The sequence below is a fragment of the Longimicrobium sp. genome, from assembly GCA_036377595.1.
Classification (GTDB): Bacteria; Gemmatimonadota; Gemmatimonadetes; order Longimicrobiales; family Longimicrobiaceae; genus Longimicrobium.
Genome location: DASUYB010000128.1, coordinates 1 through 26,290, shown reverse-complemented (window position 1 = coordinate 26,290; position 26,290 = coordinate 1). Strand labels below are relative to the sequence as shown.

Annotated in this window: 26 protein-coding genes; 15 read left to right on the top strand and 11 right to left on the bottom strand. The window is 71.4% G+C overall.

Annotated elements, in window-relative coordinates; translation table 11 throughout:
- Positions 1-266 precede the first annotated feature (266 nt).
- Positions 267-1,469: an SDR family oxidoreductase gene (locus VF092_22560; protein HEX6750094.1), complete on the top strand. Its 1,203-nt coding sequence runs from the start codon at positions 267-269 to the stop codon at positions 1,467-1,469.
- A 341-nt stretch (positions 1,470-1,810) separates the two neighbouring features.
- Here the strand turns inward: VF092_22560 and VF092_22555 are convergent, their stop codons facing one another.
- From VF092_22555 to VF092_22540, 4 genes are all read right to left on the bottom strand, one after another.
- Positions 1,811-2,629, bottom strand: a complete 819-nt coding sequence (locus VF092_22555; protein HEX6750093.1) for a DUF4105 domain-containing protein — start codon at positions 2,627-2,629, stop codon at positions 1,811-1,813.
- Positions 2,630-2,633: 4 nt separating this feature from the next.
- The gene (locus VF092_22550; GenBank protein HEX6750092.1) at positions 2,634-3,023 is read right to left on the bottom strand and encodes a hypothetical protein; all 390 of its coding nucleotides are present in this window, start codon (positions 3,021-3,023) and stop codon (positions 2,634-2,636) included.
- A 23-nt stretch (positions 3,024-3,046) separates the two neighbouring features.
- Positions 3,047-4,204 carry a TPM domain-containing protein gene (locus tag VF092_22545; GenBank protein ID HEX6750091.1) on the bottom strand — a complete coding sequence of 386 codons (1,158 nt, stop codon included), beginning with the start codon at positions 4,202-4,204 and terminating at the stop codon, positions 3,047-3,049.
- Positions 4,205-4,349: 145 nt separating this feature from the next.
- Positions 4,350-4,643 (bottom strand): hypothetical protein, encoded by a 294-nt coding sequence (locus tag VF092_22540; protein ID HEX6750090.1) that lies wholly within the window; start codon positions 4,641-4,643, stop codon positions 4,350-4,352.
- A 651-nt stretch (positions 4,644-5,294) separates the two neighbouring features.
- Between VF092_22540 and VF092_22535 the strand changes: the two genes are divergently transcribed.
- Entirely contained in the window at positions 5,295-7,238 is a 1,944-nt protein-coding gene (locus tag VF092_22535) for an ABC-F family ATP-binding cassette domain-containing protein (protein HEX6750089.1), read from the top strand.
- A 120-nt stretch (positions 7,239-7,358) separates the two neighbouring features.
- Here the strand turns inward: VF092_22535 and VF092_22530 are convergent, their stop codons facing one another.
- Both VF092_22530 and VF092_22525 read right to left on the bottom strand, forming a co-directional pair.
- Positions 7,359-8,615, bottom strand: a complete 1,257-nt coding sequence (locus tag VF092_22530; GenBank protein HEX6750088.1) for a competence/damage-inducible protein A — start codon at positions 8,613-8,615, stop codon at positions 7,359-7,361.
- Between the two features lie 132 nt (positions 8,616-8,747).
- Entirely contained in the window at positions 8,748-9,590 is an 843-nt protein-coding gene (locus tag VF092_22525; GenBank protein HEX6750087.1) for an SDR family oxidoreductase, read from the bottom strand.
- A 478-nt stretch (positions 9,591-10,068) separates the two neighbouring features.
- On the opposite strand from VF092_22525, the gene VF092_22520 reads away from it, so the two are divergent.
- From VF092_22520 to VF092_22480, 9 genes are all read left to right on the top strand, one after another.
- Positions 10,069-11,364, top strand: a complete 1,296-nt coding sequence (locus tag VF092_22520) for a DUF4105 domain-containing protein (protein HEX6750086.1) — start codon at positions 10,069-10,071, stop codon at positions 11,362-11,364.
- 518 nt (positions 11,365-11,882) lie between these two features.
- On the top strand, positions 11,883-12,236 hold the full coding sequence (locus VF092_22515) for an arsenate reductase family protein (GenBank protein HEX6750085.1): 354 nt from the start codon (positions 11,883-11,885) through the stop codon (positions 12,234-12,236).
- Position 12,237: 1 nt separating this feature from the next.
- Entirely contained in the window at positions 12,238-12,756 is a 519-nt protein-coding gene (locus tag VF092_22510; protein ID HEX6750084.1) for an RsmD family RNA methyltransferase, read from the top strand.
- The gene (locus tag VF092_22505; GenBank protein HEX6750083.1) at positions 12,753-13,469 is read left to right on the top strand and encodes a CPBP family intramembrane glutamic endopeptidase; all 717 of its coding nucleotides are present in this window, start codon (positions 12,753-12,755) and stop codon (positions 13,467-13,469) included. Before VF092_22510 ends, VF092_22505 begins: the two co-directional genes overlap by 4 nt.
- Complete coding sequence (locus VF092_22500) at positions 13,466-14,701, top strand: aminoacetone oxidase family FAD-binding enzyme (GenBank protein HEX6750082.1); 1,236 nt, start codon at positions 13,466-13,468, stop codon at positions 14,699-14,701. The genes VF092_22505 and VF092_22500 overlap by 4 nt, the downstream gene beginning before the upstream one ends.
- A 176-nt stretch (positions 14,702-14,877) precedes the next feature.
- Positions 14,878-15,333 (top strand): thioesterase family protein, encoded by a 456-nt coding sequence (locus VF092_22495; GenBank protein ID HEX6750081.1) that lies wholly within the window; start codon positions 14,878-14,880, stop codon positions 15,331-15,333.
- 116 nt (positions 15,334-15,449) lie between these two features.
- A complete protein-coding gene (gene wrbA, locus VF092_22490; GenBank protein ID HEX6750080.1) occupies positions 15,450-16,133 on the top strand; it encodes an NAD(P)H:quinone oxidoreductase in 684 nt (227 codons plus the stop codon).
- A gap of 373 nt (positions 16,134-16,506) precedes the next feature.
- Entirely contained in the window at positions 16,507-18,306 is a 1,800-nt protein-coding gene (ggt, locus tag VF092_22485) for a gamma-glutamyltransferase (protein HEX6750079.1), read from the top strand.
- Between the two features lie 20 nt (positions 18,307-18,326).
- Entirely contained in the window at positions 18,327-18,602 is a 276-nt protein-coding gene (locus VF092_22480) for a DUF433 domain-containing protein (protein HEX6750078.1), read from the top strand.
- A gap of 274 nt (positions 18,603-18,876) precedes the next feature.
- Here VF092_22480 and VF092_22475 read toward each other — a convergent pair whose 3' ends face one another.
- Positions 18,877-19,371, bottom strand: a complete 495-nt coding sequence (locus tag VF092_22475) for an AAA family ATPase (protein ID HEX6750077.1) — start codon at positions 19,369-19,371, stop codon at positions 18,877-18,879.
- Positions 19,372-19,447: 76 nt separating this feature from the next.
- Positions 19,448-20,020 (bottom strand): hypothetical protein, encoded by a 573-nt coding sequence (locus VF092_22470; protein HEX6750076.1) that lies wholly within the window; start codon positions 20,018-20,020, stop codon positions 19,448-19,450.
- 290 nt (positions 20,021-20,310) lie between these two features.
- Here VF092_22470 and VF092_22465 point away from each other — a divergent pair, with 290 nt between their 5' ends.
- The 4 genes from VF092_22465 to VF092_22450 all read left to right on the top strand — a co-directional run bounded on the left by VF092_22465 (position 20,311) and on the right by VF092_22450 (position 24,231).
- Complete coding sequence (locus VF092_22465) at positions 20,311-21,006, top strand: haloacid dehalogenase-like hydrolase (GenBank protein HEX6750075.1); 696 nt, start codon at positions 20,311-20,313, stop codon at positions 21,004-21,006.
- Between the two features lie 201 nt (positions 21,007-21,207).
- The gene (locus VF092_22460) at positions 21,208-22,464 is read left to right on the top strand and encodes a class I SAM-dependent methyltransferase (GenBank protein HEX6750074.1); all 1,257 of its coding nucleotides are present in this window, start codon (positions 21,208-21,210) and stop codon (positions 22,462-22,464) included.
- A 21-nt stretch (positions 22,465-22,485) separates the two neighbouring features.
- A complete protein-coding gene (locus tag VF092_22455) occupies positions 22,486-23,583 on the top strand; it encodes an acyl-CoA desaturase (GenBank protein ID HEX6750073.1) in 1,098 nt (365 codons plus the stop codon).
- A 141-nt stretch (positions 23,584-23,724) separates the two neighbouring features.
- On the top strand, positions 23,725-24,231 hold the full coding sequence (locus VF092_22450; protein HEX6750072.1) for a GNAT family N-acetyltransferase: 507 nt from the start codon (positions 23,725-23,727) through the stop codon (positions 24,229-24,231).
- Positions 24,232-24,810: 579 nt separating this feature from the next.
- On the opposite strand, the gene pyrE is transcribed toward VF092_22450, so the two are convergent.
- The 3 genes from pyrE to VF092_22435 all read right to left on the bottom strand — a co-directional run.
- On the bottom strand, positions 24,811-25,383 hold the full coding sequence (gene pyrE, locus VF092_22445) for an orotate phosphoribosyltransferase (GenBank protein ID HEX6750071.1): 573 nt from the start codon (positions 25,381-25,383) through the stop codon (positions 24,811-24,813).
- Positions 25,380-25,706 carry a hypothetical protein gene (locus VF092_22440; GenBank protein HEX6750070.1) on the bottom strand — a complete coding sequence of 109 codons (327 nt, stop codon included), beginning with the start codon at positions 25,704-25,706 and terminating at the stop codon, positions 25,380-25,382. The genes pyrE and VF092_22440 overlap by 4 nt, the downstream gene beginning before the upstream one ends.
- Positions 25,707-25,851: 145 nt before the next feature.
- Positions 25,852-26,290: hypothetical protein (locus VF092_22435; protein ID HEX6750069.1), on the bottom strand; the 439-nt coding region annotated here is incomplete at its 5' end.

Below are 26,290 nucleotides of genomic sequence, written 5' to 3'. Positions count from 1 at the left end.
GCCCTTCGTCCGGAAGCTTCGTCGCCACGTGGGACGCGCTTGTCTCCGTGCGATTGTATCCCGTGTCTCTGTGTGATCCAAAGAGTCTTGATCTCACGCAGAGTCAGCAGGGTCAGCAGTAAACTGCAGTTGCAACTGCTGACCCTGCTGACTCTGCGTGAGCCCCTTCTGTTTCAGGGATTGGGAAGGACGGCTCCCCGGCCCGTAGATTGCAGCCGCGTTCCGGCCCCTGGACGGCGGATGCCAACTGCATGGGAGGGAAGAAGATGGGTGTTACGCTGAAGCCCGTCGGCGAACAGGTGATGGTCATCACCGGCGCCGACAGCGGGATCGGGCTGGCGACGGCGCGGCTGGCGGCCGAGCGCGGCGCGGCGCTGGTGCTGTGCTCGCGCAACGACGAGGCGCTGGCGCGGATCGCCGCGGAGCTCACGCGCGGTGGCGCGCGGGTGGAGTGGAAGGCCTGCGACGTGGCCGATCCCGACGCGATGCTGGAGCTGGCCGAGGTGGCCATCCGCGCCTTCGGACGCATCGACACCTGGGTGAACAACGCGGGCGTCTCCATCTACGGCCGCATCGACGAGGTGCCGCTGGACGACGCGCGGCGGATGTTCGACACCAACTACTGGGGCGTGGTGAACGGCTCGCTGTCCGCGCTCCCCTATCTCCGGGCGAACGGCGGCGCGCTGATCAACGTCGGCAGCATCGTGGGCGACACCGTCGTCCCGCTGCAGGGCCACTACAGCGCGAGCAAGCACGCGGTGAAGGGCTTCACCGACGCGCTGCGGCAGGAGCTGATGCACGACGGCGCGCCCATCTCCGTCACGCTGGTGAAGCCGGCGGCCATCGACACGCCCTTCCCCGACCACGCCGCGAACTACCTGGAGACGGAGCCGCAGCACCCGCAGCCGGTGTACGCGCCCGAGGTCGTCGCGCGCGCCATCGTGCACTGCGCCGAGCACCCGCGCCGCTCGGTGACGGTGGGCGGCGGCGGGCGGATGATGGCGATGATGGGGATGCGCGCGCCCCGGCTGGGCGACGTGATGAACCAGTCGATGTTCGGCCAGCAGAAGCGGAAGAAGCCGGGCCGGCTGCCGCAGGAGGACACGCTCTGGGAGCCTCCGTCGCGCACCAGCGGGATGACGCGCGGCGACCAGCCGGGGCCGGTGCTGAAGCACAGCGCGTACACCGCCGCGTCGCTGCACCCGGTGCGCACGGGGCTGGCGCTGCTGGCCGCGGGCGTGGGCTACGCGCTGGCCACCGGCGGCGGCGAGGTGCTGGTGAACCGCGGCATGGCCGCGCTCGACCGCCTGCGCGACCGCTTCACGGGCGGCAGCGGGGACGATGACCCGGACGTGGACGTGCAGGTGCGCGGGGTGCCCCGCTACGCGACGGACGACGCGACCATCGAAGTCACGCGCGAAACGTACGTACTCGACGAGGCCGCCGTCGGCGACCGCTTCGTGCCGTAGCAGCCGCAACGGAAACCGGGTCCACTGCTCCCGCCGGAGCGCCCGGCCCGCGCGTCACCCGTGCCGTTTGGCACGCAGCATGCAAAACCTTATGAGTGCGGAGACGCCGTCTGGGTGGGGCGGCGGAGCCGCAAGTGGACGGACGGGGGGTGCGAGGACGGTTCTCGCACCCCCCGTACGATTTTGTAGTGCCCAGTGCCCAGTGCCCAGTGGGCGTCCGGCACCGACGTCATCCTGAGGCCGGCCAGACAGCAATCAGCGTCCGCACCGATGGTCGCAGGCCGAAGGATCTATCGCCGCGTATCGAGCGAGAGCATCCGGACGGGCACCGGGCCGGGCGGCTACTCCCCCGGCGCGGCGCGGATGAGGCGCGAGAAGTCGGGACTGTCGCCGGCGGCCAGGGCGCGGGCGTTCACGTGGAAGCGCTCGCGGGCCTGCTCGAAGGGGAGGTCGGTGTCGATCAGCCCCAAGTCGTACGCCAGGCGGTCGCTGTAGCCGGGGAACAGCACCTTGAAGCTGAACGGCACCCGGTGCGGCGACACGCCGTTCACGTGCTGCACGATGCTGGTGGTGCAGGTGTTGGTGACGGTGTTGTAGAACTCGGGATGGTCGGCCAGCCGGTTGGCGCGCCGGAGCATGCTCACCAGCATCGCCCGCACCTTCGCACGGTCCGTCTTGATGGGATAGAGGTAGACGGGATCGCGGCGGAAGTTCGTGCGCAGCCGCACCACGTCGCGCTCGTCGGCGACGACGTAGATCATCTCGAACTGCTGCAGCAGCCCCAGCAGCGGACTGAACGTCTCCCCCTTCTCCTTCCTGATCTCGGCGGAGACGGCCAGGAACCGCCCGTCGTCGAACTCGAAGCTGGCCAGCGTGTGCGCCGGGCCGCGCCAGTCGCGGCTGAACGGCTCCACCAGGAACCAGGCGCGCTTCACCTGGCGCAGGTCGTACGCGCGGTCCTCCCAGCGCACCGTGTACCGGCTCGTCGTGACGTAGTCGGCGTTGCGCACGTTGTGGATGCGCACGCTGTCGCCCACGAACTCGGCGCGGGGGGTGCGCGCGTTGTCGGGCTGCCAGTCGCGGTCGTTCGACGGCCGGCGCGTGCCCCACCAGAGGGCGAAGGGGAGCGCCAGCGTGGCCACCACGGCGCGCTTCCTCATCTTCCTACCACCCCGCGCGGACGCGCAGCCGCGGATCGCCCGCCTCCAGCAGCCGCTTCGACTCGTCGTTCAGCAGCACCCACAGCCCGTACCCGCCGATCATCGTCCCCACCGGAAAGCTGGCCAGGTGCAGCACGCTCAGCACGATCCCCAGCACGCGCGACCACGGCTTCCAGGTCAGCAGCCCCCAGCCGAGAATGATGGCCGGCAGCGACATCAGGGAGATGAAGAGCAGGAGCACCACGCCGATGCCGCCCAGCACGGCCGCGTCCTCGCCGCGCGCGGCGAAGAACGCGCCGAAGCCGAAGAAGACGCCGAACACGATGGCCAGCAGCAGGGTGAACGCGCCGGTCACCACGTACAGCCAGCCCAGGACCTTCAGGTGGTCACGCACGATGGCCTCCCGATGGATGGGGATCACCAGCTCCCGGTCGCCCCGTCGCTCGACGAGCCGCCGGACGAAGAGGACAAGGAGGAAGACGAGAAGGAGGAAGACGACGACGAGCTGCTCCAGGACGACGAGGACGACGAGGACGACGAGTCGTCGTCGCTCGGCCGCTGGCGGCGCGGAAGCCAGACGACGTTGCGGTCGTGGAAGCCGCAGTGGCGGCAGTCGCGGAGCACCTCCTCGCGCCCTTCCATGTCGTACGTGGGATACTGCAGCACGTGCTTGGTGGTGACCACCGTCACGTAGCTGCACGACGGGCAGGCGCTCTTCCCCGAGAACAGGCGGCCGTAGCGGAGGAGCGTGTGGGCGCCGCAACCGCCGCACTTCCACACGTCGTAGTCCACCGACTGCATGAACTCCTCGGCCTTCTGCCCGCCGTCGAGATACACGTCGTCCGACGCCTCGTCCAGCCGCACCATCTGCGTGCCGCAGTGGGCGCACTTGCGCGGGCGGTTCCGCGCGTACGCGCCCAGCGCCGCCGCGCCGATCCCCACCCCGCCGATGCCGAGGAGGCCCAGGATGAACCCCTTGCCGCCCGGCGAGCTCTCCCGCGGCGGGGGTGTGTACTCCGGCTGCTGCTGGGTGTAGACGGGCTCCGGCGCGGCCGCGGGGGGCGGCGCGGCGAACGCGGCCTGTCCCTCGGGCGTGTACCACTGCGCGATCCCCGCGGCGCCGCGCAGGATCCCGCGCACCATGCGGCCCTCGCGGAAGTGGGGAAGGATGGAGTCGTCGATCACCTGCTGCGCGGCGGCCGCGTGGTCCAGCGCACCGTCGCCCAGCTTGATGCGCACCTTGCGGTCGCCGGTGGACACCAGCAGGAGCACCCCGTCCTGCTGCGGGCGGTCGCCCATGCGCCAGGCCCTGAACAGCCCGCGCGCGAAGTCCTCGATCGCGGTCGCTTCCACGCCGTAGCGGCTCATCGAGGGGATGGTGACCACGCGCACGTCCACGCCCTGGTCGCGTACGGGCGCCAGCAGCGTGCGCAGGCTGTCCTCCATGCGCGGGCCGATGATCTCCGCCAAATCCTGCACGGGGCGGCCGTTCCACTCGGGATAGCCGTTCTGCGCCGCCGCGGGCGAGGCGGCGAGGACGAAAGACGCGAGCAGCCCAAGGGCACGAGCGTTCATTGTGGTCCTGCCGTTGGAAGCGGGTGTCCGGCTGCGAAACCTGCGGGCGGGCGGAGACTACGGGGGATGCGGCGCGGGTGTTTCGCGCCGCCTGGTGGCGCGGGGGAGAATGTAACTTCGTGCGCGGCTTGCGTCTAGCAGCGCGTCAGCCGCGGGGCGTGGGCTGCTGCTCGACCTCGGAGGTCCAGGTGCCGGGGCGGTTCAGGCGGCCGGTGCGGGTGAGGCCTTCCCAGCCGCAGCGCGGGCACCAGCGGCGCTGCACCGCGCCGCGGGAGAACCACGAGAGGGTGCGGCCGACGACACCCATGCGCAGCGGCAGCGTCTCGCCGTCGCAGTCGCTGCAGACGCGGTCCGCCGGAAAGATCAGGTAGATCATGGCGAACGCCAGCAGCACCTTGGCGCCGAACGCCACGAAGAAAAAGAAGATCCAGGTCAGCATCGGCCTCACGCCGGCAGGGGGCGGCCGGAGATGGGTTCCGGCTCCGCGAATCCGGCGGTGCAAGAACCACGCACCGCGCCCACCCCCGAAGGTAATCATCCCCACAACCCCCCGAAGAAGTCCCCACATCCGCGAAACGCGGGCGAGCCGCCGGTTCTGACGCGTGCGATCCCCGCCAACGATCACGGGCGGGAAGGCGGGCATCCGCAGTGCACCGAAGCCGAATACCGGCTGCCGCAATTGATTGTGTGGCCTGCGTCCGAGCGACAGGCGGACTGTGGCTCGGGAGCCGGCCACAGATTCCTCAGGCGCCACGGCTACGGCATGGAGGACAGGTCGGCGCAGCGCCTTCGGAATGACATGCCTATTCCTTCCGCGCCAATGCACAGTTGATCCGGAAATTCAGTATCCCCCCGCGCTGAGGTCTCCCCGCCCCTGCGAAGCGGGGGAGGGGCCGGGGGAGGGGCCACCCCCGGCCGCGCGAGCGTCCGCTCCTCGCGACGCAGCCGACCCCGCGCTGAGGTCTCCCCCTTCTCCTGCTGTCGGGAGAAGGGGGCTGGGGGGATGAGGGTCTACGGCGCCGCCCCACTCGCACCCCGCCCCCGCTCGGGTGTACATTCGCCCGCTCTTCATCACCCCCGGCGAGACACGATGGCGAACGTCCTGAACGTGCAGGAGCTGCATAAGTCCTTCGGCCCGCGCACCATCTTCGACGGCGTCTCGTTCGCCGTGGACGAGGGGGAGAAGGTCGGCTTCATCGGCGTGAACGGCTCCGGGAAGTCGACGCTCTTCCGCATCGTGGCGGGCGTGGAGGCGGCGGACTCGGGGACGCTCGCCTTCCAGCGCGGCATCCGCGTCGGCTACCTCTCCCAGGAGCCGGAGTTCGAGCCCGGCGCCACCATCCTGACCGCCGCCGCGTCGGGCCGCCCCGAGCTGATGGACGCCATCGGCGACTATCACGCCGTCTCCGAGCAGCTCGCGCGCGGCGAGGGCGACGCCGAGCGGCTGCTGGCGCGGCAGGAGCAGTCCGCCGCCCGCATCGACGCGCTGGGCGGGTGGGACTACGAGCACAGGATGGAGGCGATCCTGACCAAGCTCGGCGTGGACGGCTGGGAGCGCCCCGTGGCCGGCCTCAGTGGCGGCGAGCAGAAGCGCGTGGCCCTCGCCCGCGTCCTCCTGCAGCAGCCCGAGCTCCTCCTGCTCGACGAGCCAACCAACCACCTGGACGCCGACACCGTGCTCTGGCTGGAGGAGCACCTGCAGGAGTACCCCGGCGCGGTGATGCTCATCACCCACGACCGCTACTTCCTGGACCGCGTGGTCGAGCGGATGATCGAGGTGTCGGTCGGCGAGCTGACGCCCTATCCCGGCGGCTACACCGAGTACCTCGAGGCCAAGGCCGAGCGGATGGAGCGCCTGGCCGTGGAGGAGGACAAGCGGAAGAAGCTGATCCAGCAGGAGCTGGAGTGGGCGCGCCGCTCGCCGCCCGCGCGCACGGGGAAGAGCAAGGCGCGGCTGGACCGGGTCGGCGCGCTGCAGGCCGAGCAGCGCGAGAAGCGCCTCCCCCGCCGCACCGCGGTGGAGATCACGGTCGGCGAGGCGCCGCGGCTGGGGCGCACCGTGGTCGATCTCCACCACGTCACCAAGGGATACGGCGGCCGCACGCTGATCCGCGACTTCAGCACCATCCTGCAGGCGGGCGAGCGCATCGGCATCATCGGCCCCAACGGCGCGGGGAAGACCACGCTCCTGCGCGTGATCACCGGCCTGGAGCCGCCCGACCACGGCGAGGTGGAGCTGGGGAAGAACACGCGCATCGCCTACTTCGACCAGCGGCGCAGCGACCTCGACCCCGAGAAGAGCGTGTACGAGGCCGCCGCGGAGCAGGACTGGGTGACGGTGGGCGGCGAGCGGACGCACCTGCGCAGCTACCTGGAGACCTTCCTCTTCCCCCCCGCGCAGCAGCGGCAGAAGGTGTCGTCGCTCAGCGGCGGGGAGAGGAACCGTCTTCTCCTGGCGAAGCTGTTCCTGACCGACGCCAACCTGCTGATCCTCGACGAGCCGACCAACGATCTCGACCTCGTGACCCTGCAGGTGCTGGAGTCGGTGCTGGCGACGTGGAGCGGGTGCGTGCTGCTGGTGACGCACGACCGCTACTTCCTCGACAAGATCGCGACCGGCCTGATCGTGTTCGAGGGCGGCGGCGAGCTGCGGCGGCACGCCGGCGGCTACGACCTGTACCGCCGCCTGAAGGACCAGCGCGAGGCGGAGATCGCCGCGGCCGCCGCGCAGGCGCCTAAGAAGGCGCCCGCCGCCGCGCCGAAGCCGGCCGCGGCGGAGGGGAAGCCGCGCAAGCTGAGCTGGAAGGAGCAGCGCGAGCTGGAGGGGATGGAGACGGCGATCCTCGAGGCCGAGCAGCGCAAGGAGGAGCTGGAGGCCGCGCTCGCCGATCCCGCGCTCTACACCAGGCCGCCCGAGGAGGTGGCCCGTGTCAGCGCGGAGTTCCGCGAGGCGAGCGAGCGCGTGGACGCCCTCTACGCCCGCTGGGCCGAGCTGGAGGAAATCGCCACGGCGGCAGCGGCCGCGGCGAAGTAATGAAAATCCAGAAAAGATTGATGTCACGCAGAGCAGCAGAGGCAGCAGAGAAAAGCGATCAGTTCTCTGCTGCCTCTGCTGCTCTGCGTGAGCTATTTCTTTTTTGTGATATGATCGGGATCAGTCCATCGCGCCCAGAAGCCAGCGGCGGACGCGGTCGAGGGCGACTTGGGCGGTGGTGCCCTTGATCCAGTCGCGGCCGCGGTCGCCCAGGTCGTAGCGGCGCGACCACACGCCGCCCTCCCACGCCAGCCCCACGCAGACGGTGCCCACCGGCTTCTCCGCCGTGCCGCCGCCCGGCCCGGCGATCCCCGTGGTCGACAGCCCGAGGTCCGCGCCCGCCAGCCGCCGCACCCCCATCGCCATCTCCTCGGCCGTCTGCGTGCTGACGGCGCCGTGCGCGGCCAGCGTGTCGGCGCGCACGCCGATCACCCTCTCCTTGGCCTCGTTGGAGTACGTCGCCACGCCGAGGAGGAAGTAGGCGGAGCTCCCTGCCACGTTCGTCACCCAGTCGCCGATCCTGCCTCCGGTGCACGACTCGGCTACGGCGAGCGTGAGCCCGCGTTCGCGCAGGAGGCGGCCGACGGTCTCCTCCATCCCCTCGTCGCCGACGGCGAACAGGTGGTGGCCCAGGCGCTCGCGGACGCGGGCCTCCAGCGCGTCCAGCCGGTCCCCCAGGTCGTCGCCCGGCGCGCCGGTGACGGTCAGGCGCGCCTGGATGCGCGGGAACGCCGCCCGGAACGCCAGCCGCGCCTCGTCCGCCGAGACCACGCCCGCCAGCAGCTCGTCGAGCTTGCTCTCCGTGAGCCCGAAGGTGCTGTAGGTGCGCGACGCGAAGCGGCGGTCCGGCTGGCGCGCCTCGGCCCAGGGGACGAGCGACTCGCGCACCATCGCCCGGGTCTCGCGCGGGACGCCGGGGAAGCACGCCACCCACCGCTCGCGCCCGCCGCGCTGGATGGCGACGAGGAAGCCGGGCGCGGTGCCGTTGGGGTTGGGGATGATGGTGGCGCCGGCGGGGAAGAGCGCCTGCTTGCGGTTGTTCGGCGGCATCTCGAAGCCGCGCGCGCGGAAGCGCTGCTCGATCAGCGCGAGCGACGCCTCGTCCAGCACCAGCTCGCGCCCGGCGACGCGCGCGACGACCGCGGTGGTGAGGTCGTCCGCCGTGGGCCCCAGCCCGCCGGTGCAGACCACGAGGTCGGCGTCCTCCAGCGCGCGCTCCAGCGTCCGCGCGATGTCGTCCTCGTCGTCGGTCACCGAGAAGCCGCCGACCGGCTCCACCCCCACCGCGCGCAGCTCGCCCGCGACGAAGCCGGAGTTGGTGTCCGTCGTCAGCCCCCCGACGATCTCGTCGCCGATGGCGAGGAATGCGGCTTTCATGGGACGATCACCCGATCCCGGCGAGGCCGCGGCGCGGAGGCCCTCTCCCTGGCGCTGCGCGCCTGTCCCTCCCCCAAAACCGACTGGGGGAGGGACCTGGGCTCGCTTCGCTCGCGGCGCGACGCCATCGCCCTACTTCCCCCGCATCGCCCGGAGCGCGCCCTTGACCGCGTCGCGCGGCATGCGGATGAGGCCGTTGAACTCGCCACCGCTGGCGATCCACTCGCCACCGTCGATCGTCACCACCTCGCCATTGACGTACGGGGCGGCGTCGCTCACCAGGAACGCGGCCAGATTGGCCAGCTCCTCGTGCTCGCCGAAACGGCCCATCGGGATGCGCGCCTTCGCCTCGGCCTCGAGCTCGGGGGTGGGCATCAGCGCGTTCCAGGCGCCCTGCGTGGGAAACGGGCCGGGGGCGATGGCGTTGAAGCGGATCCCGTACGCCGCCCACTCGACCGCGAGCGAGCGCGTCATCGCCAGCACGCCGGCCTTGGCGCAGGCGGAGGGGACCACGAACGCCGACCCCGTCCACGCGTAGGTGGTGACGATGTTCAGCACCACGCCGCCCTTCCCGCGCTCGATCATCCCCCGGCCGACGGCGAGGGTGGCGTGGAAGGTCCCGTTCAGCACCGTCCCCACCACCGCGTTGAAGCCGTTGGGCGACAGGTCCTCCGTCGCGGCGAGGAAGTTCCCCGCGGCGTTGTTCACGAGGACGTCGACGCCGCCGAAGCGCTCCGCCACCTGCATCGCCATGGCCTCCACGCTGGCGAAGTCGCGGACGTCGCAGGCCACCGTCTGCACGCGCTCGGCGGGGCCGATCTCCCCCGCGGCACCCTGCAGCCGCTCGGCGTTGCGGCCGGTGATCGCCACGTTGGCGCCCAGCGCGCCGAACTTCTTCGCCATCGACAGGCCGAGCCCGGAGCCGCCCCCCGTCACCAGCACCGTCTTCCCCGCCAGCAGGTCGTCGCGGAACACCGGCATCTCCCTGGTTGTCTCGTTGTGTCTCGTTTCCCCGGTTGAGACTACGTGGGCGGGATGGGGCGCGAAAGTCCGGCGGTGGCGCCCCGCGCCCGCGCATCGTTAGCTTCACCCGCCCCTGAACTGGTTGGAGATTGCGAGATGTTCCCAAGGAGAGTTTCGTGCGCTTCCCGCCGCCCCGTACCGTGACCGGCGTCTTGAGCGTTTGCGACACCCCCCGGTGTCATCCTGAGGGAGGCGCCGCGCCGAGCTTGCGTCCGCACGCGCGTTTGGCGCCGACCGAAGGATCTACTCACCCCACGGACAGATCTGCCCATTACGGCAGACATCCAGCCGGCCCAGCAAGATCCTTCGGGCGCGCAGGGTTTCGGGCGAACGCGGGTCGCGGTGCACCGCGCCCTCAGGATGACATCGGGTGGGTGTCCGCGGGTCTGGTAGCAACGTCTCAGGATGACGTCGACGGGGGTGCGGTGTGATGAGAATCTCCGTCATCCTCGCCGTGCTCCTGGCGTTCGCGGCGCCGGTGCGGGCGCAGCCGTTCGCCGCGCCGTCGCAGGCCGACAGCACGCTGCGCATCATCCTGCTCACGATGGGGCCGGGCGACGAGGTGTGGGAGAAGTTCGGCCACAACGCCATCTGGGTGCACGACCCGCGCAACGGAACGGACAAGGCGTACAACTACGGGATGTTCGACTTCCGGCAGGAGAACTTCATCCTGAACTTCGTCCGCGGGCGGATGAACTACTGGATGCAGGGCTTCGACGCCTATCTCACCATCTCCCGCTACCAGGAGCTGGACCGCAGTGTGTGGGCGCAGGAGCTCAACCTCTCCCCCGGGCAGGCGACGTGGGTGAAGAACTTCCTGGAGTGGAACGAGCGCCCGGAGAACCGCTTCTACCGCTACGACTACTACCGCGACAACTGCTCCACCCGCGTGCGCGACGTGCTGGACCGCGTGCTCGGCGGCCAGCTGAAGGCGGCGACCGCGAGCGCGCCGTCCGGCTCGACGTACCGCTGGCACACGCGCCGGCTGGTGGGCGACGCCGCGGGCGACATCCCCATCTACACCGGCATCAACGCCGGCTTGGGCCCCGCGGCCGACCAGCCGTCGAGCAAATGGGAGGAGATGTTCCTCCCCATGAAGCTGCGCGACGAGGTGCAGGCGCTGCGCATCCGCGGCCCCGGCGGGCAGATGGTGCCGCTGGTCACGCGCCAGCAGACGCTCTTCACCGCCACCCGACCGCCGGAGCCGACGGGACCGCCGCACTGGCTCATCGGCTACCTCCTCGCCGGCGTGGCGATCGGGGGCGCGATCGCGGCGCTCGCCGTGGCCGCGGCCAGGAGCCGCGCGGGACGATGGGGATTCGCGGCGGCGAGCGCGCTCTGGCTGCTGTTCGCCGGGTTCGGCGGGGTGATCCTGCTGGGGCTGTGGCTGGCGACGGACCACGCGATCGCGTACCGGAACCTCAATCTCTTCCAGCTGTCGCCGTTCGCGCTGCCGCTGGTGCTGTTCGTGCCCGCGCTGGCGTACGGCGCGCGCTGGGCGGGGAAGTGGGCCGTGCGCCTCTCCCTCGTCGTCGCGGCGATGTCGGTGCTGGGGCTGCTGCTGAAGGTGCTCCCCTGGTTCCACCAGGTGAACGGCGAGATCATCGCCCTGGCGCTGCCGGTGAACCTGGCCGTCGCATGGGCCGCGTGGCGCCTCGCGGGCGAGCCGCGCGTGATCGCATCCACGAAGGCGGAGCGGACTGCTCGCGAGCCAGTCACCGCGTGAGTGCGAGTTGCCGACTGCTGTGAGCGACGCGGCATCGCGCCCTCTCCGGCTCGCCTAGGCTCGCCACCTCTCCCGTACCGGGAGAGGTAGTTGCATCAGCATCCTGCCGCGTGCGGAAATCCGCGCGGCGGCGATGATCCTGCATCCGCGCGTACGAGTGCAGCGAGCCCGTCCCTCCCCCAGTCGGTTTTGGGGGAGGGACAGACGCGAAGCGTCAGGGAGAGGGCGCGACGCGGCACCGCGCCCTCTCCGGCTCGCCTAGGCTCGCCACCTCTCCCGTACCGGAAGAGGTAGTTGCGTCCGCATCCTGCCGCGTTGCGGAAATCCGCGCGGCGGCGATGATCCTGCGTCCGCGCGTACGAGCGAAGCGAGCCCGTCCCTCCCCCAGTCGGTTTTGGGGGAGGGACAGACGCGAAGCGTCAGGGAGAGGGCGGGATAGCGAGGCGCGCACCAAGGGCCGCGGTCACGAACCGCCGATGATCTCAACCTGATCCGATCTCTTTCGACGGGTTCCGCCGATGGAAGTGCAGGTGTTCGGCACCAGGAGCTGCAACGAGACGAAGAAGGCCCTCCGGTTCTTCAAGGAGCGCCGGATCAGGACGCACTTCGTCGACCTGAAGGAGCGCCCCGCCTCGGCCGGCGAGCTGAAGCGCTTCGGGCAGAAGTTCGGCTGGGAGGCGCTGCTGGACCGCAACGGCAAGCGCTTCCGCGAGCGCGGGCTGCACGTGGCGCACGTCCCCGAGAGCCGCATCCCCGCGCTGCTGGAGGACGATCCGATGCTGCTGGTTACCCCGCTCGTGCGCAGCGGCAACGTGATCGCCGTCGGCTGGGACGAGGCGCAGTGGCGCGAGCACGTGAAGCAGGCGGGGTGACGTGAGGATCGTGCGCGGGAAGTGGGCCGGCCGCGACCTGACCTCGCCCGCGGACCGGCGCGTGCGTCCCACCGCCGAGCACGTGCGCGACGAATGGCTCACGCTGCTGGAGCCGCTCCTCCCCGGCGCGCGCGTGCTCGACCTCTTCGCCGGCACCGGCGCGCTGGGGCTGGAGGCGATGTCGCGCGGCGCCAGGTTCGCCGACTTCGTGGAGACGCGCCCCGCCAGCCTCCACGCGCTCAAGGCCAACGTCGCCGCCCTCCGCCTGCGCGAGAAGACCCGCATCTTCAAGAAGGACGCGCTCCCCTTCGCCGCGGCGCTGCGGGCGGACGCGTACGACGTGGCGTTCGCCGACCCGCCGTACCGCTCCGGGCAGCTCGACCGGCTGGTCGAGACGTGGATGAAGGCGCCGTTCGCGCGCGTGCTGACCGTCGAGCACGCGCACGACCACGACCTCCCGCTCCCCGGCGAGCGCCACGACTTCGAGGACACGGCGGTGACGATCTTCCGCGCGCCATGACGGCAACCATCGTCCACGCGGCGCTCCTCGTCTTCCTGGTGGTGGTCTTTCCCATCTGGGACCGCCACGAGACGCGGCGGCTGAAGACGAGCACCGACCCGCTCGTGCGCATCCGCGCGTACCAGGTGACCATCGCGTGGCAGGCCGTGGCGGCCGCGCTCCTCCTGGCCACCGTTCCGGCGCGCCTCCTGTTCACGCCACCCGCGGAGGCGGCGCGGATGGGAATCGGCCCGAGCCCCGCGGTCGCCATCCCCCTCCTCGCGGGGCTGCTCGGTGGCGCCGTGCTTCCGGTGCTGTTGGCGCGCGCCAACCCCGCGGCGCGCGAGCGGGCGCGGAAGCAGATGGAGTCCATCGCCTTCGTGCTCCCCCGCACCCGCGCGGAGCGGCTCTGGTTCGCGGCGCTGTCGCTGGCCGTGGGCGTGTGCGAGGAGATCATCTTCCGTGGCTGGCTGATCCGCTGGCTGGCCGAGGGACCGCTCCACCTGGGGCTGATCGCGGGGGGGGTCCTCGCCGCGGCGGTGTTCGGGCTGGACCACGGCTACCAGGGAATCGCGGGGATGCTGGGCACCGCCCTGCTGGCGCTGGTGATGACCGCGCTGTTCCTGGCCACCGGCACGCTCTGGGTGCCGATCGCGCTGCACGCGCTCATCGACCTGCGCGCGCTGCTCCTGCTGCCGCCGCCGCGGCCGGACCCCGCCGCGCCCGGATCGTGACGACGCCGTCCCTCCCCATCGCGGTGATCGGCGCGGGCGCGGCCGGGGCCATGGCGGCCATCTTCGCCGCCGGCGCGGGCGCGCCCGTGCTGCTGCTGGAGCGCACCAGGGACGGCGGGCGGAAGATCCTGATCTCCGGCGGCGGGCGGTGCAACGTGCTGCCGTCGGAGATGGACCCGGCGCAGTACTTCACCGGATCGTCGCGCAACTCGCTGCGGAAGATCCTCCTCTCCTGGCCGCTGGCCGATCAGCGCCGCTTCTTCGAGGAGGAGATGGGGATCCGGCTGGCGCTGGAGCACGAGAGCGGCAAGCTCTTCCCCGCCAGCAACAAGGCGCGCGACGTCCGCGACGGGCTGCTGGAGATGGCCCGCCGCCGCGGCGCGCGCCTCCGCTTCGACGCGCACGTGGTGGGGATCGACCCGCCGTCGGGCAACGTCCCCTGGCGCATCCACCTCGCCGGCGGCGAGACGGCCGGCGCGGCGAAGGTCGTCATCGCCACCGGCGGCCTCTCCGTGCCGCAGACGGGGAGCGACGGCACGGGGCTGCGCATCGTCCGCCAGCTCGGGCACACGCTGCACGAGACGTACGCCGCGCTGACGCCCCTCACCACCGAGCCGGCGGTGCACGCGCATCTCGCCGGCGTGTCGCTGACCGCGCACCTGGAGGCGCCGCTGGAGCGCGGGTCGCTGGCGGCCGCGGGCGGCTTCCTCTTCACCCACCGCGGCTACAGCGGCCCGTCGGTCCTCAACATCTCGCACGCGGCGGTGCGCGCGCGCAGGCCGGCCGAGCAGCCCGTCTTCGCGCGATGGACGGAGCTCGACGCCGCCGCGTGGGAGCGCCTGCTGCTGGAGCGCTCGACGGGCACGGTGCTGGGCCTGCTGCGCCGCCATCTCCCCACGCGCCTGGCGGACACGCTGCTGGCGGAGTCGGAGATCGAGGAGGCCCGCACCCTCTCGCAGCTGCGCCGCGACGAGCGGGCGCGGCTGGTGGAGCGCCTCACCCGCTACCGCCTGCCCTGGACGGGCGACGAGGGGTACAAGAAGGCCGAGGTCACCGGCGGCGGCGTGCCGCTGGGCGAGGTGGACCCGCGCACGCTGGAGAGCCGCGTCGTCCCCGGCCTCTACCTTTGCGGCGAGATCCTGGACTGCTTCGGCCCCATCGGCGGCTACAACTTCTGCTGGGCCTGGGCCACGGGACGGGCGGCGGGGCTGGGGGCGGCGGGGGCGTTGTAAGTTGGCATTCCGTCCGCGCTAAGTGCCCGCGAGCGAAGCGAGCCCCCGTCCCTCCCCCAGTCGGTTTTGGGGGAGGGACAGGCGCGAAGCGCCAGGGAGAGGGCCACGCGGCGCCGCACCCGCGCCCATGACGGAGCAGCGAGCGAATCGCACTCAGCACTCAGCACTCCCGCACGATGCCTAACCCCGCATCCCTCCTCTCCGCCTACCCCGTCGTGGTCGAGCTCCCGGTGTTCTGGGGCGACATGGACTGGTTCCGGCACGTCAACAACATCGTGTTCTTCCGCTACTTCGAGAGCGCGCGCATCGAGTACCTGGAGCGCATCGGGTTCCGGCAGGAGGCGGAGAACGGCGGCGTGGGGCCCATCCTCCACTCCACCCAGGCGCGCTTCCGCCGCCCGCTCGAGTGGCCGGATTTCGTGCTGGTCGGCGCGCGCACCGTCGATGTAGCCGAGGATCGCTTCACGCAGGAATACCGCATCGTCAGCCGCGCGCAGGGCGAGGTGGCGGCCGAAGGCGGCGGGATCCTCGTCTCCTACGACTACGCGAACGGCCGCAAGGTCCCGCTCCCGCCCGCCGTCCGCGACGCCATCCACCGCCTCGAATCCACCGTCACGCATCCCGGCCGCTGAGGCGCCGCGCTGATACCGGACGGGTCCGCCGCCTGCCATCTCCCCACCGGTGAGATTTCGTTGCGATGAGGGTCGCAGCGACCGCGGGGACCGATGGGGGGACGGAGGGTGACGGGATGGCGACGAAGGTGCTGGTGGCGTTCTACAGCAGCTACGGCCACATCCACCGCATGGCGCAGGCGGTGGTCGAGGGCGTGCGGAACGTGCCCGAGGTGGAGGTGCGGCTGCGGCGCATCCCCGAGCTGGAGGAGGCGCGCCGCGCGATGAGCACGCAGGAGTGGTACGTGAAGGCGCAGGAGGCCATGGCGGAGATCCCCGAGGCCACCCAGGACGACCTGCGCTGGGCCGACGGGATCATCTGGGGGATCCCCACGCGCTTCGGCAACATGCCCGCGCAGGTCAAGCAGTTCCTCGACCAGCTCGGGGGGATGTGGCAGAAGGGCGAGCTCGAGGACAAGGCCACCGGCATCTTCACCAGCACGGCCACGATCCACGGCGGGCAGGAGACGACGATCATCACCAGCCTGATCCCGCTGCTGCACCTGGGGATGATCTTCGTGGGCACCCCGTACGGCCAGAACCCGCAGATCATGGTGACGGACGGCGTCGGCGGCAGCCCGTATGGCCCCGGCACGCTGGCCGGCGGCGACGGCTCGCGCCAGCCGGTGGAGAGCGAGCTGACCACCGCGCGCAACCTGGGCAGCCGCATGGCGAAAGCGTCCGCGCTCCTGCGCCACCTCCGCGCCCAGGACCCGCACGGCCAGCAGCCCTACGCCCCCGACTACCACGAGGGAGAGTAAGAGCAGGGAGCGGATAGAGGACAGGGGACAGCAAGCCGCCTTGATCGTGCACGCAGTTCTCCCCTCCCTCATCCCTGGCCCCCATCCCGCCCCCCTCGTGGAGAGAGGCCGGGGGTGGGGCCCGCCCGTGGCGGGCAGGATTCAACATGAAGGTGCCGAACCCTCTCCCCGCGCTGAGGTCTCCCCCTCCCCCAGTCGGTTTTGGGGGAGGGGGCCGGGGGGAGAGGGCCCCTTCGCGGCGCAGCCGCGAAGGGTTTTCGCGTGCGGTGATTGAATGCACGGCCCTCCCCCCGTTGCCCTCCTCGCGCGGCTTCGGCAATATCCAACCACACGCCACCGATCGCCCGCGCTCCTCGTGCCGACCGACACGCCGATGCTGCTTCGCCGCGCGCTCCTTCCGCTCCTCCCGCTCGTCCTGGCCGCCAGCTCCGCCGTCCCGGCGGGAACGCGCACGGCCGCGTCGCCGGCCGCCGACCCCGCCGACGTCACCTTCCCGCGGCAGTGGGAGATGCAGCGCGGCTCCATCGCCCCCACCATCGCGGCGCGGGGGATGGTGGTGAGCACCGACCGCGTGGCCAGCGAGGTGGGCGCCGAGATCCTGCGCCGCAACGGCAACGCGGTCGACGCCGCCGTGGCCGTGCACTTCGCGCTGGCCGTGGTGAACCCCGAGGCCGGCAACATCGGCGGCGGGGGATTCATGGTGGTGCGCATGGCGGACGGCACGGTCGCCGCGCTCGACTTCCGCGAGGCGGCACCGATGCGGGCCACGCGCGACATGTACCTCGACGCGCGGGGCAACATCCGCGACTCGCTCTCGCTGGTGGGGCACCTCGCCTCCGGCGTCCCCGGCTCCGTGGCGGGGATGTGGGAGGCGCACCGCCGCTTCGGCAAGCTGCCGTGGGCCGAGCTGGTGCAGCCCGCCATCAACCTGGCCGAGGGGATCGTCATCCACGAGCGGCTGGCCGGGTCGCTGCGCCGCAACCAGGGCGCCGTCAACCGCTTCCCCGAGACGCAGAAGATCTTTCTCCCCGGCGGCCGCCTTCCCGTGGTCGGCGACCGGCTGGTGCAGCGCGACCTGGCCGAGACCTTCCGCCGCATCCAGGCGCAGGGCGCCGACGGCTTCTACCGCGGGCGCACCGCCGAGCTGATCGAGGAAGAGATGCGGCGCGGCGGCGGCCTCATCACCCGCGACGACCTGGCCCGATACAGGGCGATCTGGCGCGATCCCATCCGCTTCACCTACCGCGGCAACACCGTCATCTCCATGCCCCCGCCCTCGTCCGGCGGGGCCACGATGGCGGAGATGCTGAAGATCCTGGAGGGGTACGACCTGCGCGCGGCGGGCTTCCTGAGCCCGCGCTACGTGCACCTCTTCACCGAGGCCGCGCGCCGTGCCTACGCCGACCGCAACACCTACCTGGCCGATCCCGACTTCGTCCCCCAGCCGGTCGCGCGGATGCTGTCGAGCGCGTACATCGCCCAGCGCCGCGGCACGATCAGCCTCGACCGGGCGACGCCGTCCACGCAGGTGGCGCCCGGGTTGGGCCCCGCGCCGGCGGAGGGCACCAACACCACGCACTACTCCATCGTCGACCAGCTGGGGAACGCGGTGGCGGTGACCACCACGCTGAACTCGCTGTACGGCAGCGGCGTGGTGGTGGCGGGGACGGGGATCATCCTGAACAACGAGATGGACGACTTCACCTCCAAGCCCGGCGTGCCCAACCAGTTCGGGCTGGTGCAGGGGAGCGCGAACGCCATCGCCCCCGGCAAGCGCATGCTCTCGGCGATGGCACCCACGATCGTGCTGGACGGCCGCGGCCGCCTGCGCGCGGTGACGGGCACGCCGGGCGGGTCCACGATCATCACCTCCATCGCGCAGATGGTGAGCAACATCGTGGACTTCGACATGGACGTGGGCACGGCCGAGCTGGCGCCGCGCCTGCACCACCAGCACCTGCCGGACACGCTGCGCTACGAGAAGCGCGGGCTGGAGGACAGCACGGTGGCGCGGTTGCGGGCGATGGGCCACGCCGTGCAGGAGCGCGACGGCTTCCAGGGCGACGTGCAGACCATCATCCTCCTTCCCAGCGGCTACCTGACCGGCGCCAGCGACCCCCGCCGCGGCGGCGCCGCCGTAGGCCTGGGCGAGGTGCGGCGGGTAGTGCAGTAGCGCGAATTTGATTGGCGCTCGTGCTCGCCGAGATTAGCTTCGGGTCGAAGGATCGCATCCACCCCGACCGGCTGGCGGCCATGCCTGAAACGCCCGTCGTGCACAGCGACCCGGAGATCATGAGCGGCACCCCGGTGTTCGTCGGAACGCGCGTACCCGTGCGCACGCTGCTCGACTACATCGAATCGGGGGATACGCTGGAGACCTTCCTCGACGACTTCCCCGGCGTCACGCGCGAGCAGGTGGTGCAGTACCTGAAAGACGCGACGAAGCGGGCGGGAGATCCCATCCGTTGAGCTGATCGAATGGGAGGTGCGATTGGATTCACAAAGAAATCGAGTCTGCCCGTGCTCGATATGAAGCAGCGCCCCCGCCGACTGAGCCGGCGGGGGCGCTTGCTTCTGCCGCCGCCATGCCCATCCGCAAATGACCGTGCCGCTCCCGGGCACCCCTGGACTCACGCGGAGACGCGGAGACGCGGAAACAGCCTCGATCAGTGCTCCGCGTCTCCGCGTCTCCGCGTGAGACAAGGCAGTTCCCGGGATGTACGTTCGTCCGGCCAGAACGGGATCAGCTCGAGGCGGGCTCGGACGGTTCGCGCGGCATCTCCTCGACGATCCAGAGGTTGGCGGGGGTGAGGGTGACGGCGTACAGCGCGTCGTAGCCCTCGTCCCAGCGCGGCTCCTCCAGGCGCTTGTAGGTGCCCAGGATGCCGGGGACGGGCACGACCGCCTTCCCCGTGCGCGCGCGGTTGCGGGCGATGGCCTCGCGCGTAGTGACGCGGAAGAAGTAGCCGGTGACGGTGAAGCCGGCCGCGCGCGCCGCGGCGATGTACCGCGCGCGCTCGGCCGCCAGCACGTTGGTGTTGTCGACCACGAACGGCTGCTGCGCGCGCAGGCAGGCCTCCAGCAGCAGGGTCTCGCGGCGGCGCGTCTTCAGCATGTCCATGTTGATGCGGACGTGCGTCTCGAAGAACCGCTCGCGGTAGAAGGTGCTCTTCCCCGACGCCTGCACGCCGGTGAAGATCACCGCCTCGGGCCGCCCCGTCTCGCCGCGCTTCGCCATCTCCTCCCCGCCCCGTCGTCGGTCACCTCGGCGATCTCCCCGGGGGCGTCGCAAGGATCGGGCGGGCGGGTCGGCGTCAGCGGATGTCGCGCATCCAGTCGACCAGGACGCCGCCCCAGAGCGCCGCTGAGATGGCGAGCGAGGCATAGCACAGCCGCCACTTGGCCCGGGTGGCGAACGCGGCCGCGCGCGCCGCGCCGGCGGGCCGGCTGCCGCGGCCCACGCCGAGGAGAAGCGTCACGACGAGCGCGTTCTCCAGGTAGTCGAACACCGCGGCCAGGACGGGAACGGCGCAGGCCAGCCAGGGCCACCACCCGCGCGGGTGCAGGTAGCCGAGCGCCATCCCGGTCAGCGCCGCCAGCCAGAGCGCGTACGCCGCGGGAAAGAGCAGGTCGAGGGTGACCTCCTGCACCAGGTAGAGCCGCCGTCCCAGTGGCCCCATCCGCTCGAGCGCGCCCAGCGCCAGCTCGGCCGTGTAGCCCTCCTGGCGGCGGTCGAGCGTGCGCTCGGGGGTGTGCCGCAATCGCCGGCTCCCCATTACGAAGAAGGCGGCGGCGAGCACCACGAGCACGCCGGTGAGGATCCCCACCGCGGGCGCGGTGGCCAGCGGTGCGATCCAGCGCGCGATCGCGTCTGACAGCGCGTCCATCTCCATCTCCGCCCCGCTCCCGTCACCCACCGTCCGCGCGATCCCGGGTCGGTGGGGATGACCGCGCCGCCTGGAAGCGGGACGATGCGCGCGCGGTCCAGGTCCACCGTAGCGAGCACGCACCGCTTTTCGCTTGATGGAAGTTGCCGGGAAGGCGCCGGGGGTGATGCCGGGGAGGGGCCCGGCGATTTCGGGCGGGTTCGGGGCGGCGCGTGACAGGCGGGCGCGGGCGCGATACGATGGATGCGCGCGCCGGTGCGGGCGCGGGCGATCCACCCTGCGGGAGGCGTATGCGGCGGCTGGTCCTGTTCGACATCGACGGCACCCTGCTTTCCGCCGACGGCGCGGGGAAGCGGGCCATCCACCGCGCGCTGATGGAGGTGTTCGGCACGACCGGCCATCTCCCCGGCTACTCGTTCGCCGGGCGCACCGACCCCGAGATCGTGCGCGACCTGCTGCGCTCGGCCGACGTGGACGACGCGGAGATCGACGCCGGTCTTCCCGCGCTCTGGTTCCGCTACGTCGAGAACCTGCACCGCGAGATCCGCGAGATCCACGTGGCCGCGCACCCCGGCATCCCCGAGCTGATGGAGCGGGTGGAGGAGGGCGGGCCGGAGATGGTGCTGGGGGTGCTCACCGGCAACATCCGCGAGGGCGCGCGCATCAAGGTCGACGCGGCGGGATTGGGATTCCGGCGCTTCCGCGTGGGCGCGTTCGGCAGCGACCACGGGCACCGTCCCGAGCTTCCCGCCATCGCCGTGGAGCGCGCCCGCGCGGCCACGGGGATCTGCTTCAGCGGCAAGGAGATCGTGATCGTCGGCGACACCCCGCTGGACGTGGCGTGCGGCGCCCATCTCGGCGTGCGCACCATCGCCACCGCGACCGGACACCATCCCGCCGACGAGCTGGCCGCCGCGGGCGCCGACCACGTCTTCGCCGACCTGGGCGACGTGGACGCGGTGTGGAACGCCATCGTCCGCGGCTGACCCGCCGCGGAGCCCCCGCCCATCATCTCCATTCCCAAACAGCTGTTCAAGGCTAGTAATAGAAAACGTCCGAAGTCGTGCGGGCGGAATCCCGCCGCCGGGCATTCGCTCGACGTGGAACGCCGTTCATCCCCACCCCGACGCCACCGCCCGACCCCGTAACCGGCACCCCCTCTCCCCGCGCATCCCCAGGAGACGCCGATGCCCACCGTCACCTCCGAGCCCGCACCCGCCACCGCGCCCGCCCCGCGCCGCGACCCCGGCCCCGCGAGCGCCGCCGAGCGCGTGTTCCTGGACCTGCTGGACCGGCACGTGGAGGATGCGCGCATCCGCTTCGCGGTGAACGGCCGCGAGCGGGTGGTGGGCCGCGGCGAGGGCGAGCCGGGCGCCGCGGTGCGCGTGCACGACGAGCGCTTCTTCCGCCGCGTGCTGGCCGGCGGCAACCTGGGGCTGGGCGAGTCGTACATGGACCGCGACTGGGAGATGGAGGAAGGCGACATCTCCGACTTCCTGACCATCCTGCTGCGCAACCGGCTGGACCGCCGGGTGAAGGGCGACCTGGCCACGGCGGTGAAGGTGGGGCGCATCCAGCTGGCCAACCTCTTCCGCCGCCCGCACTGGGGCCACGCGCAGTTCCACTACGACCTGGGCGACGACCTGTTCGAAAGCTTCCTGGACCCGGTGGCGATGATGTACTCGTGCGGGTACGCCCACTCGCCCGACGACACCATCGAGCAGCTGCAGATCCAGAAGCTCGACCGCATCTGCCAGAAGCTGGGGGTGCGGCCGGGCGACCGGGTGCTGGACATCGGCTGCGGCTTCGGGGGGATGCTGATGCACGCGGCGAAGCACTACGGCGCCACCGGCGTGGGGATCACCACCAGCCGGCGCCACCAGGCGCACGGCACCCGGCGCATCGCCGACGCGGGGCTGGCCGACCGCGTGACGCTGGAGCTGCGCGACCACCGCACCGTGGACGGGCGCTTCGACCGGGTGGTGAGCATCGGGATGATGGAGCACCTGCCGCGGAAGGAGTACGGCCGCTTCTTCGAGCGCATCGCGGCGGTGCTGCCGCCGCACGGCACCGGGCTACTGCACGTGGTGGGCGCCAACACGCACACCAACGTGCACGACCCCTTCATCCAGAAGTACGCGCTCCCCGGCACCGGCCAGCCCAAGCTCTCGGAGCTGGCCCACGGGTGCGAGCAGCACGGCCTGGCCATCCGCGACGTGGAGAACTTCATCCGCCACTACGGCTACACCGCGCGCCACTGGCTGAACCGCTTCCGCGCCAACAAGCACACGCTCGACCAGAAGCGGTACGACGCCCGCTTCCAGCGGATGTGGGAGTACTACCTGAGCTGCGCGGTGGCGGCGGCCTGGGCCTCGGACGCCGCGCTGTACCAGGTGCTGTTCGCGCGCGACTACGCGGCGCCCATGCCGCTGCACCGCGTCTAGCGGCGGGGCGCCGTGCACGCGTTGACGGCCCTGAACCGCGAGCTGGCCGCGCGCGGCTTCCACCGCCGGCCCACCGCCCGGCTGCTGGCCGAGCTGGCGCTGTTCGTGGCGCTGGGCGCCGGCGGCGCGGTGGCCTTCCTCGTCGTTCCCGGAATTCCCGCGAAGGCCGCGGCGCTGGTGGCCATGACGCTGGGAAACCTGGGGATGACCACGCACACCCACAGCTCGTCGCACAACGCCACCAGCCGGCGGCTGTGGGTGAACAAGGCGCTGACGCTGTTCGGCTACGGCGTGTGGTTCGGCGCGTCGGCGCACTACTGGTGGAACAAGCACGTGGCGGTGCACCACGCCACGCCCAACGTGGTGGGGCTGGACGACGACGTGGACCTCCTCCCCTGGTTCGCGCTGACCCCCGAGGAGTTCCAGTCCGGCGGGCCGGTTCGGCGCTGGTACTATCGCCACCAGTGGGTGGTGGTGCCGCTGGCAGTGGCGCTCACCACGCTGAACATGATCCGCGCGTCGTGGGCCTTCCTGGTGCCCGTGCTGCGCGACCCGCGCCGGCGCACACGGCTGCACTGGATCGACCTGGCCGCCGTGACCTCGCACTCCCTCTTCTGGATCGGCCTGCCGCTCCTCTGGTTCCCCGCGGGGCAGGTGGCCGTGTTCTACCTGCTGCGGAGCGCGTTCACGGGATACGCGGTGTTCGCGACCGCCGCCCCCGCGCACTTTCCGGTCGAGGCGAAGTTCCTTCCCACCGAGGGGCACGGCACGCGCGGCGAGTACCGGCGGCACTCGGACTACGTGCTGCTGCAGACGGTGACCACGGTGAACTACCGCACCGGCTGGCTGGGAACCCTGCTGTGCTGCGGCGCGCAGTACCAGCTCGAGCACCACCTCTTTCCCGGCATCAGCCACCCGTACTACCCGCGCATCAGCCCGCTGCTGCGGCGGTGGTGCCAGGAGAACGGCTACCCCTACCGCACCTTGGGGTGGTGGGAGGGGATCTGGAAGACGTTCCGCGTGTTCAAGCACCCCAAGCCGGTGGAGCCGGCACTGGAGGCGCTCCGTGAGCGGGTGCGGATGCAGCTGGAGGCGGAGCCGGCCGGGGCGGGTGCGTGAGTGCTGAGTGGCTGAGTGGCCGAGTGCTCGAACGACAGCCCCTCGCGGCGCAAGCTCCGCGAGGGGCTGCTTGCTGCCGGAGGGGTCGCGCGTGCAGGTTGCCGGCTCCCCGTCGTCCCGCAGCGATCCAGCACCGCCGAGATGAGCAGCGACATCACCCTCCGCCGTGCCACGGTGGACGACGCCGACGTGCTGGCGTACCACCGCGCGGAGATGTTCCGCGACATGGGCGACCTGCCGGACGCGCTCTACACTGAGTTGGAGGATACGACCCGAGCATGGATCGAGGCGGCGATCCCCGCGGGCGAGTACGTGGCGTGGGTGGCGTCGCCCGTCGGTGCGAAGGAGATCGTGGCGGGCGCGGGGCTGCAGCTGCGCCCGCTGATGCCGCGGCCGCTGGCGCGTCGGGAGATCATCGGCGGGCGGCAGGGGCTGATCGTGAACGTGTTCACCGAGCGCGCGTGGCGCCGCCGCGGCATCGCCGAGCTGCTGATGCGCGAGCTGATGATGTGGGCGCGCGGGAACGCCGTCGCCAGCCTCGTCCTCCACGCCTCGCCCGAGGGCCGCCGCCTCTACGAACGCCTCGGCTTCGAGCAGACGAACGAGATGCGGTACGTGGGCACGGGTGAGGTCGAGAGGGGCGGTTGAAACCGCGGCACCGCGGCAACAACCACACGAAGTCCGCCTTCGCGGACTACCGGCCTCGGCTCGGCCGATGTGCCGGCGCTCGCAGCGATCATCTATCCCGACCCACGCGAGCCGGGAGAGCGTGAAGCGCCGAGTACGCGCGACCGCTGCCCTTCACGCGAACCCCGCCCGACGTCATCCTGAGGCCGGTCAGACCGTAATCAGCGTCTGCACAGAAGGTCGCAGGCCGAAGGATCTATAACCGCGTCGGCACGCTAGTCGAGGACACGCGCGGAGTGTTCTCGCTTCGTGCGCGAAGGAGTCCGCCTCAAGCACTCGTGTGGACCCGCAAGTCTATGCCGTGACTGGCTATAGATCCTTCGGCCTGCAGCCATTCGTGCGGACGAGAGTGCGGTCTGGCCGGCCTCAGGATGACGTCGGCGCGGTATGGTCGCGGGACGAAGAACCCCTCGAGGCATGGCGCCGCGAGGGGTTCGTTGGCATCGAAGTCCGCGAAGGCGGACTGTGTGTGGTTGTAGCCGCGAGTTCACTCGCATTTTCGCGCCCAACCCGCCATCCCCATCCCCATCCCCATCCCCTTCACCCTCCTCCGCCGTTCTCCATCCTCTGCATCAGCTCGCTGACGCGGACGAGGGTGAGGACGCGGTAGCCGGCCTGCTCGATGGCGTCGCGGCCGCCTTCCTCGCGGTCGATCAGCGCGAGCACGGCCAGCACGGTGCCGCCCTCGGCCTCCACCGCCTGGATGGCCTTCAGCGTGCTGGCGCCGGTGGTGACCGTGTCCTCGATCATCACCACCTCGTCGCCCGCGGCGAAGCAGCCCTCGACGCGCTTGCCGGTGCCGTGCGTCTTGGGCTCCTTGCGCACGGTGAAGGCGTTCACCGGATCGCCCGCCAGCCACGACGCGTGGGCGATGGCGTAGGCGACGGGGTCCGCGCCCAAGGTCATCCCGCCGACGGACGCGGGGCGCAGCCCGGCCTCGCGGATGGCGGCGAGTCCCAATCTCCCGACGACGGCCTGGCCCTCGGCGTGGGTGGTGGTGGTGCGCGCGTCCACGTAGTAGCGGCTGCGCGCCCCGGACGACAGCACGAAATCGCCGACGCGGAAGGAGCGCTCCACCAGCAGCGCCAGGAGGCGGTCGCGGTCGCCGCTCATGGCACCTCGCGCCGCGGCGCGGCGATCTCCACCCACTCCTCCAGCGTGTTGGGCGTGGGGTAGGGCATCCCGAACTCCGTGTGCAGGTTGCGGATGGCCTCGAGCACGGTGGGGTCGCTGCGGACGTCGCTCTCCGGCCCGAACTCCAGGAACTCCAGGAACACGCCGGGAGTGTCGCCGCTCACGAAGTGCCACGCGTGCGCGCCCTTCGAGGTCGCGGCCGCGTGCAGCTCGGCCCACGCCTGCGCGTACTCGCCGCGGCGGTGCTGGGGGACGAAGCGCCGGATGCTCACCAGGCGCCGCTCGCCCGTCTTGATATCCATCGAGACGTCGATCCTGATCTTCGGAGAAAGTCCTAAGTCCTGAGTCCTAAGTCCTAAGTGAAAGATCCCAGGCTTCCTGCTGTGCCCCTCAGCACTCAGCACTCAGCACTTGGGACTCAGGACTTAGGACTCAGGACTATCTTTTCTACGGTATCCTCGGCCCGCGCGGACGCCTGCGCAGGAGCTGGCCGACCACGTACGCGCCGACGCGGCCCAGCCCCGACGGCCGGTAGCGCCGGGCGATGCGCTGCGGCGCGCGGATCAGCGGCTCCACCTCGCCCGGCGGCAGCGACCGGTGCTCCACGGCGATCACCAGCCGGTCCAGGTCGTCGCGGAGCATGGTGCGCGCGTCGGAGCGGCGGGCGGCCACCATCCGCTCGCCGGCGTCGCGGGCGGCGCGCGCCAGGGCGCGGGCGCGCAGGCAGGCGCGCGGGTCGGCGTCGGGCCCGTTGCGCGCGCAGGCCGGGTATTCGGCGGCCAGCTCCTCGAGCAGCCCGTCGAGCACCACGGCCCAGGTGGACGCATCGTCGCGGTCGCGCGGCTCCAGGGCGCGATCGGTGAGCCGGTCCACCGCGCGCTTGAAG

What these genes read in the sequence shown, in the direction of transcription:
- VF092_22560 (HEX6750094.1), top strand. Translation starts at nt 267, where the DNA reads ATGGGTGTTACGCTGAAGCCCGTCGGCGAACAGGTGATGGTCATCACC.
- VF092_22555 (HEX6750093.1), bottom strand. Translation starts at nt 2,629, where the DNA reads ATGAGGAAGCGCGCCGTGGTGGCCACGCTGGCGCTCCCCTTCGCCCTC.
- VF092_22545 (HEX6750091.1), bottom strand. Translation starts at nt 4,204, where the DNA reads ATGAACGCTCGTGCCCTTGGGCTGCTCGCGTCTTTCGTCCTCGCCGCC.
- VF092_22540 (HEX6750090.1), bottom strand. Translation starts at nt 4,643, where the DNA reads ATGCTGACCTGGATCTTCTTTTTCTTCGTGGCGTTCGGCGCCAAGGTG.
- VF092_22535 (HEX6750089.1), top strand. Translation starts at nt 5,295, where the DNA reads ATGGCGAACGTCCTGAACGTGCAGGAGCTGCATAAGTCCTTCGGCCCG.
- VF092_22530 (HEX6750088.1), bottom strand. Translation starts at nt 8,615, where the DNA reads ATGAAAGCCGCATTCCTCGCCATCGGCGACGAGATCGTCGGGGGGCTG.
- VF092_22520 (HEX6750086.1), top strand. Translation starts at nt 10,069, where the DNA reads ATGAGAATCTCCGTCATCCTCGCCGTGCTCCTGGCGTTCGCGGCGCCG.
- VF092_22515 (HEX6750085.1), top strand. Translation starts at nt 11,883, where the DNA reads ATGGAAGTGCAGGTGTTCGGCACCAGGAGCTGCAACGAGACGAAGAAG.
- VF092_22505 (HEX6750083.1), top strand. Translation starts at nt 12,753, where the DNA reads ATGACGGCAACCATCGTCCACGCGGCGCTCCTCGTCTTCCTGGTGGTG.
- VF092_22495 (HEX6750081.1), top strand. Translation starts at nt 14,878, where the DNA reads ATGCCTAACCCCGCATCCCTCCTCTCCGCCTACCCCGTCGTGGTCGAG.
- wrbA (HEX6750080.1), top strand. Translation starts at nt 15,450, where the DNA reads ATGGCGACGAAGGTGCTGGTGGCGTTCTACAGCAGCTACGGCCACATC.
- ggt (HEX6750079.1), top strand. Translation starts at nt 16,507, where the DNA reads ATGCTGCTTCGCCGCGCGCTCCTTCCGCTCCTCCCGCTCGTCCTGGCC.
- VF092_22475 (HEX6750077.1), bottom strand. Translation starts at nt 19,371, where the DNA reads ATGGCGAAGCGCGGCGAGACGGGGCGGCCCGAGGCGGTGATCTTCACC.
- VF092_22470 (HEX6750076.1), bottom strand. Translation starts at nt 20,020, where the DNA reads ATGGACGCGCTGTCAGACGCGATCGCGCGCTGGATCGCACCGCTGGCC.
- VF092_22465 (HEX6750075.1), top strand. Translation starts at nt 20,311, where the DNA reads ATGCGGCGGCTGGTCCTGTTCGACATCGACGGCACCCTGCTTTCCGCC.
- VF092_22460 (HEX6750074.1), top strand. Translation starts at nt 21,208, where the DNA reads ATGCCCACCGTCACCTCCGAGCCCGCACCCGCCACCGCGCCCGCCCCG.
- VF092_22450 (HEX6750072.1), top strand. Translation starts at nt 23,725, where the DNA reads ATGAGCAGCGACATCACCCTCCGCCGTGCCACGGTGGACGACGCCGAC.
- pyrE (HEX6750071.1), bottom strand. Translation starts at nt 25,383, where the DNA reads ATGAGCGGCGACCGCGACCGCCTCCTGGCGCTGCTGGTGGAGCGCTCC.
- VF092_22440 (HEX6750070.1), bottom strand. Translation starts at nt 25,706, where the DNA reads ATGGATATCAAGACGGGCGAGCGGCGCCTGGTGAGCATCCGGCGCTTC.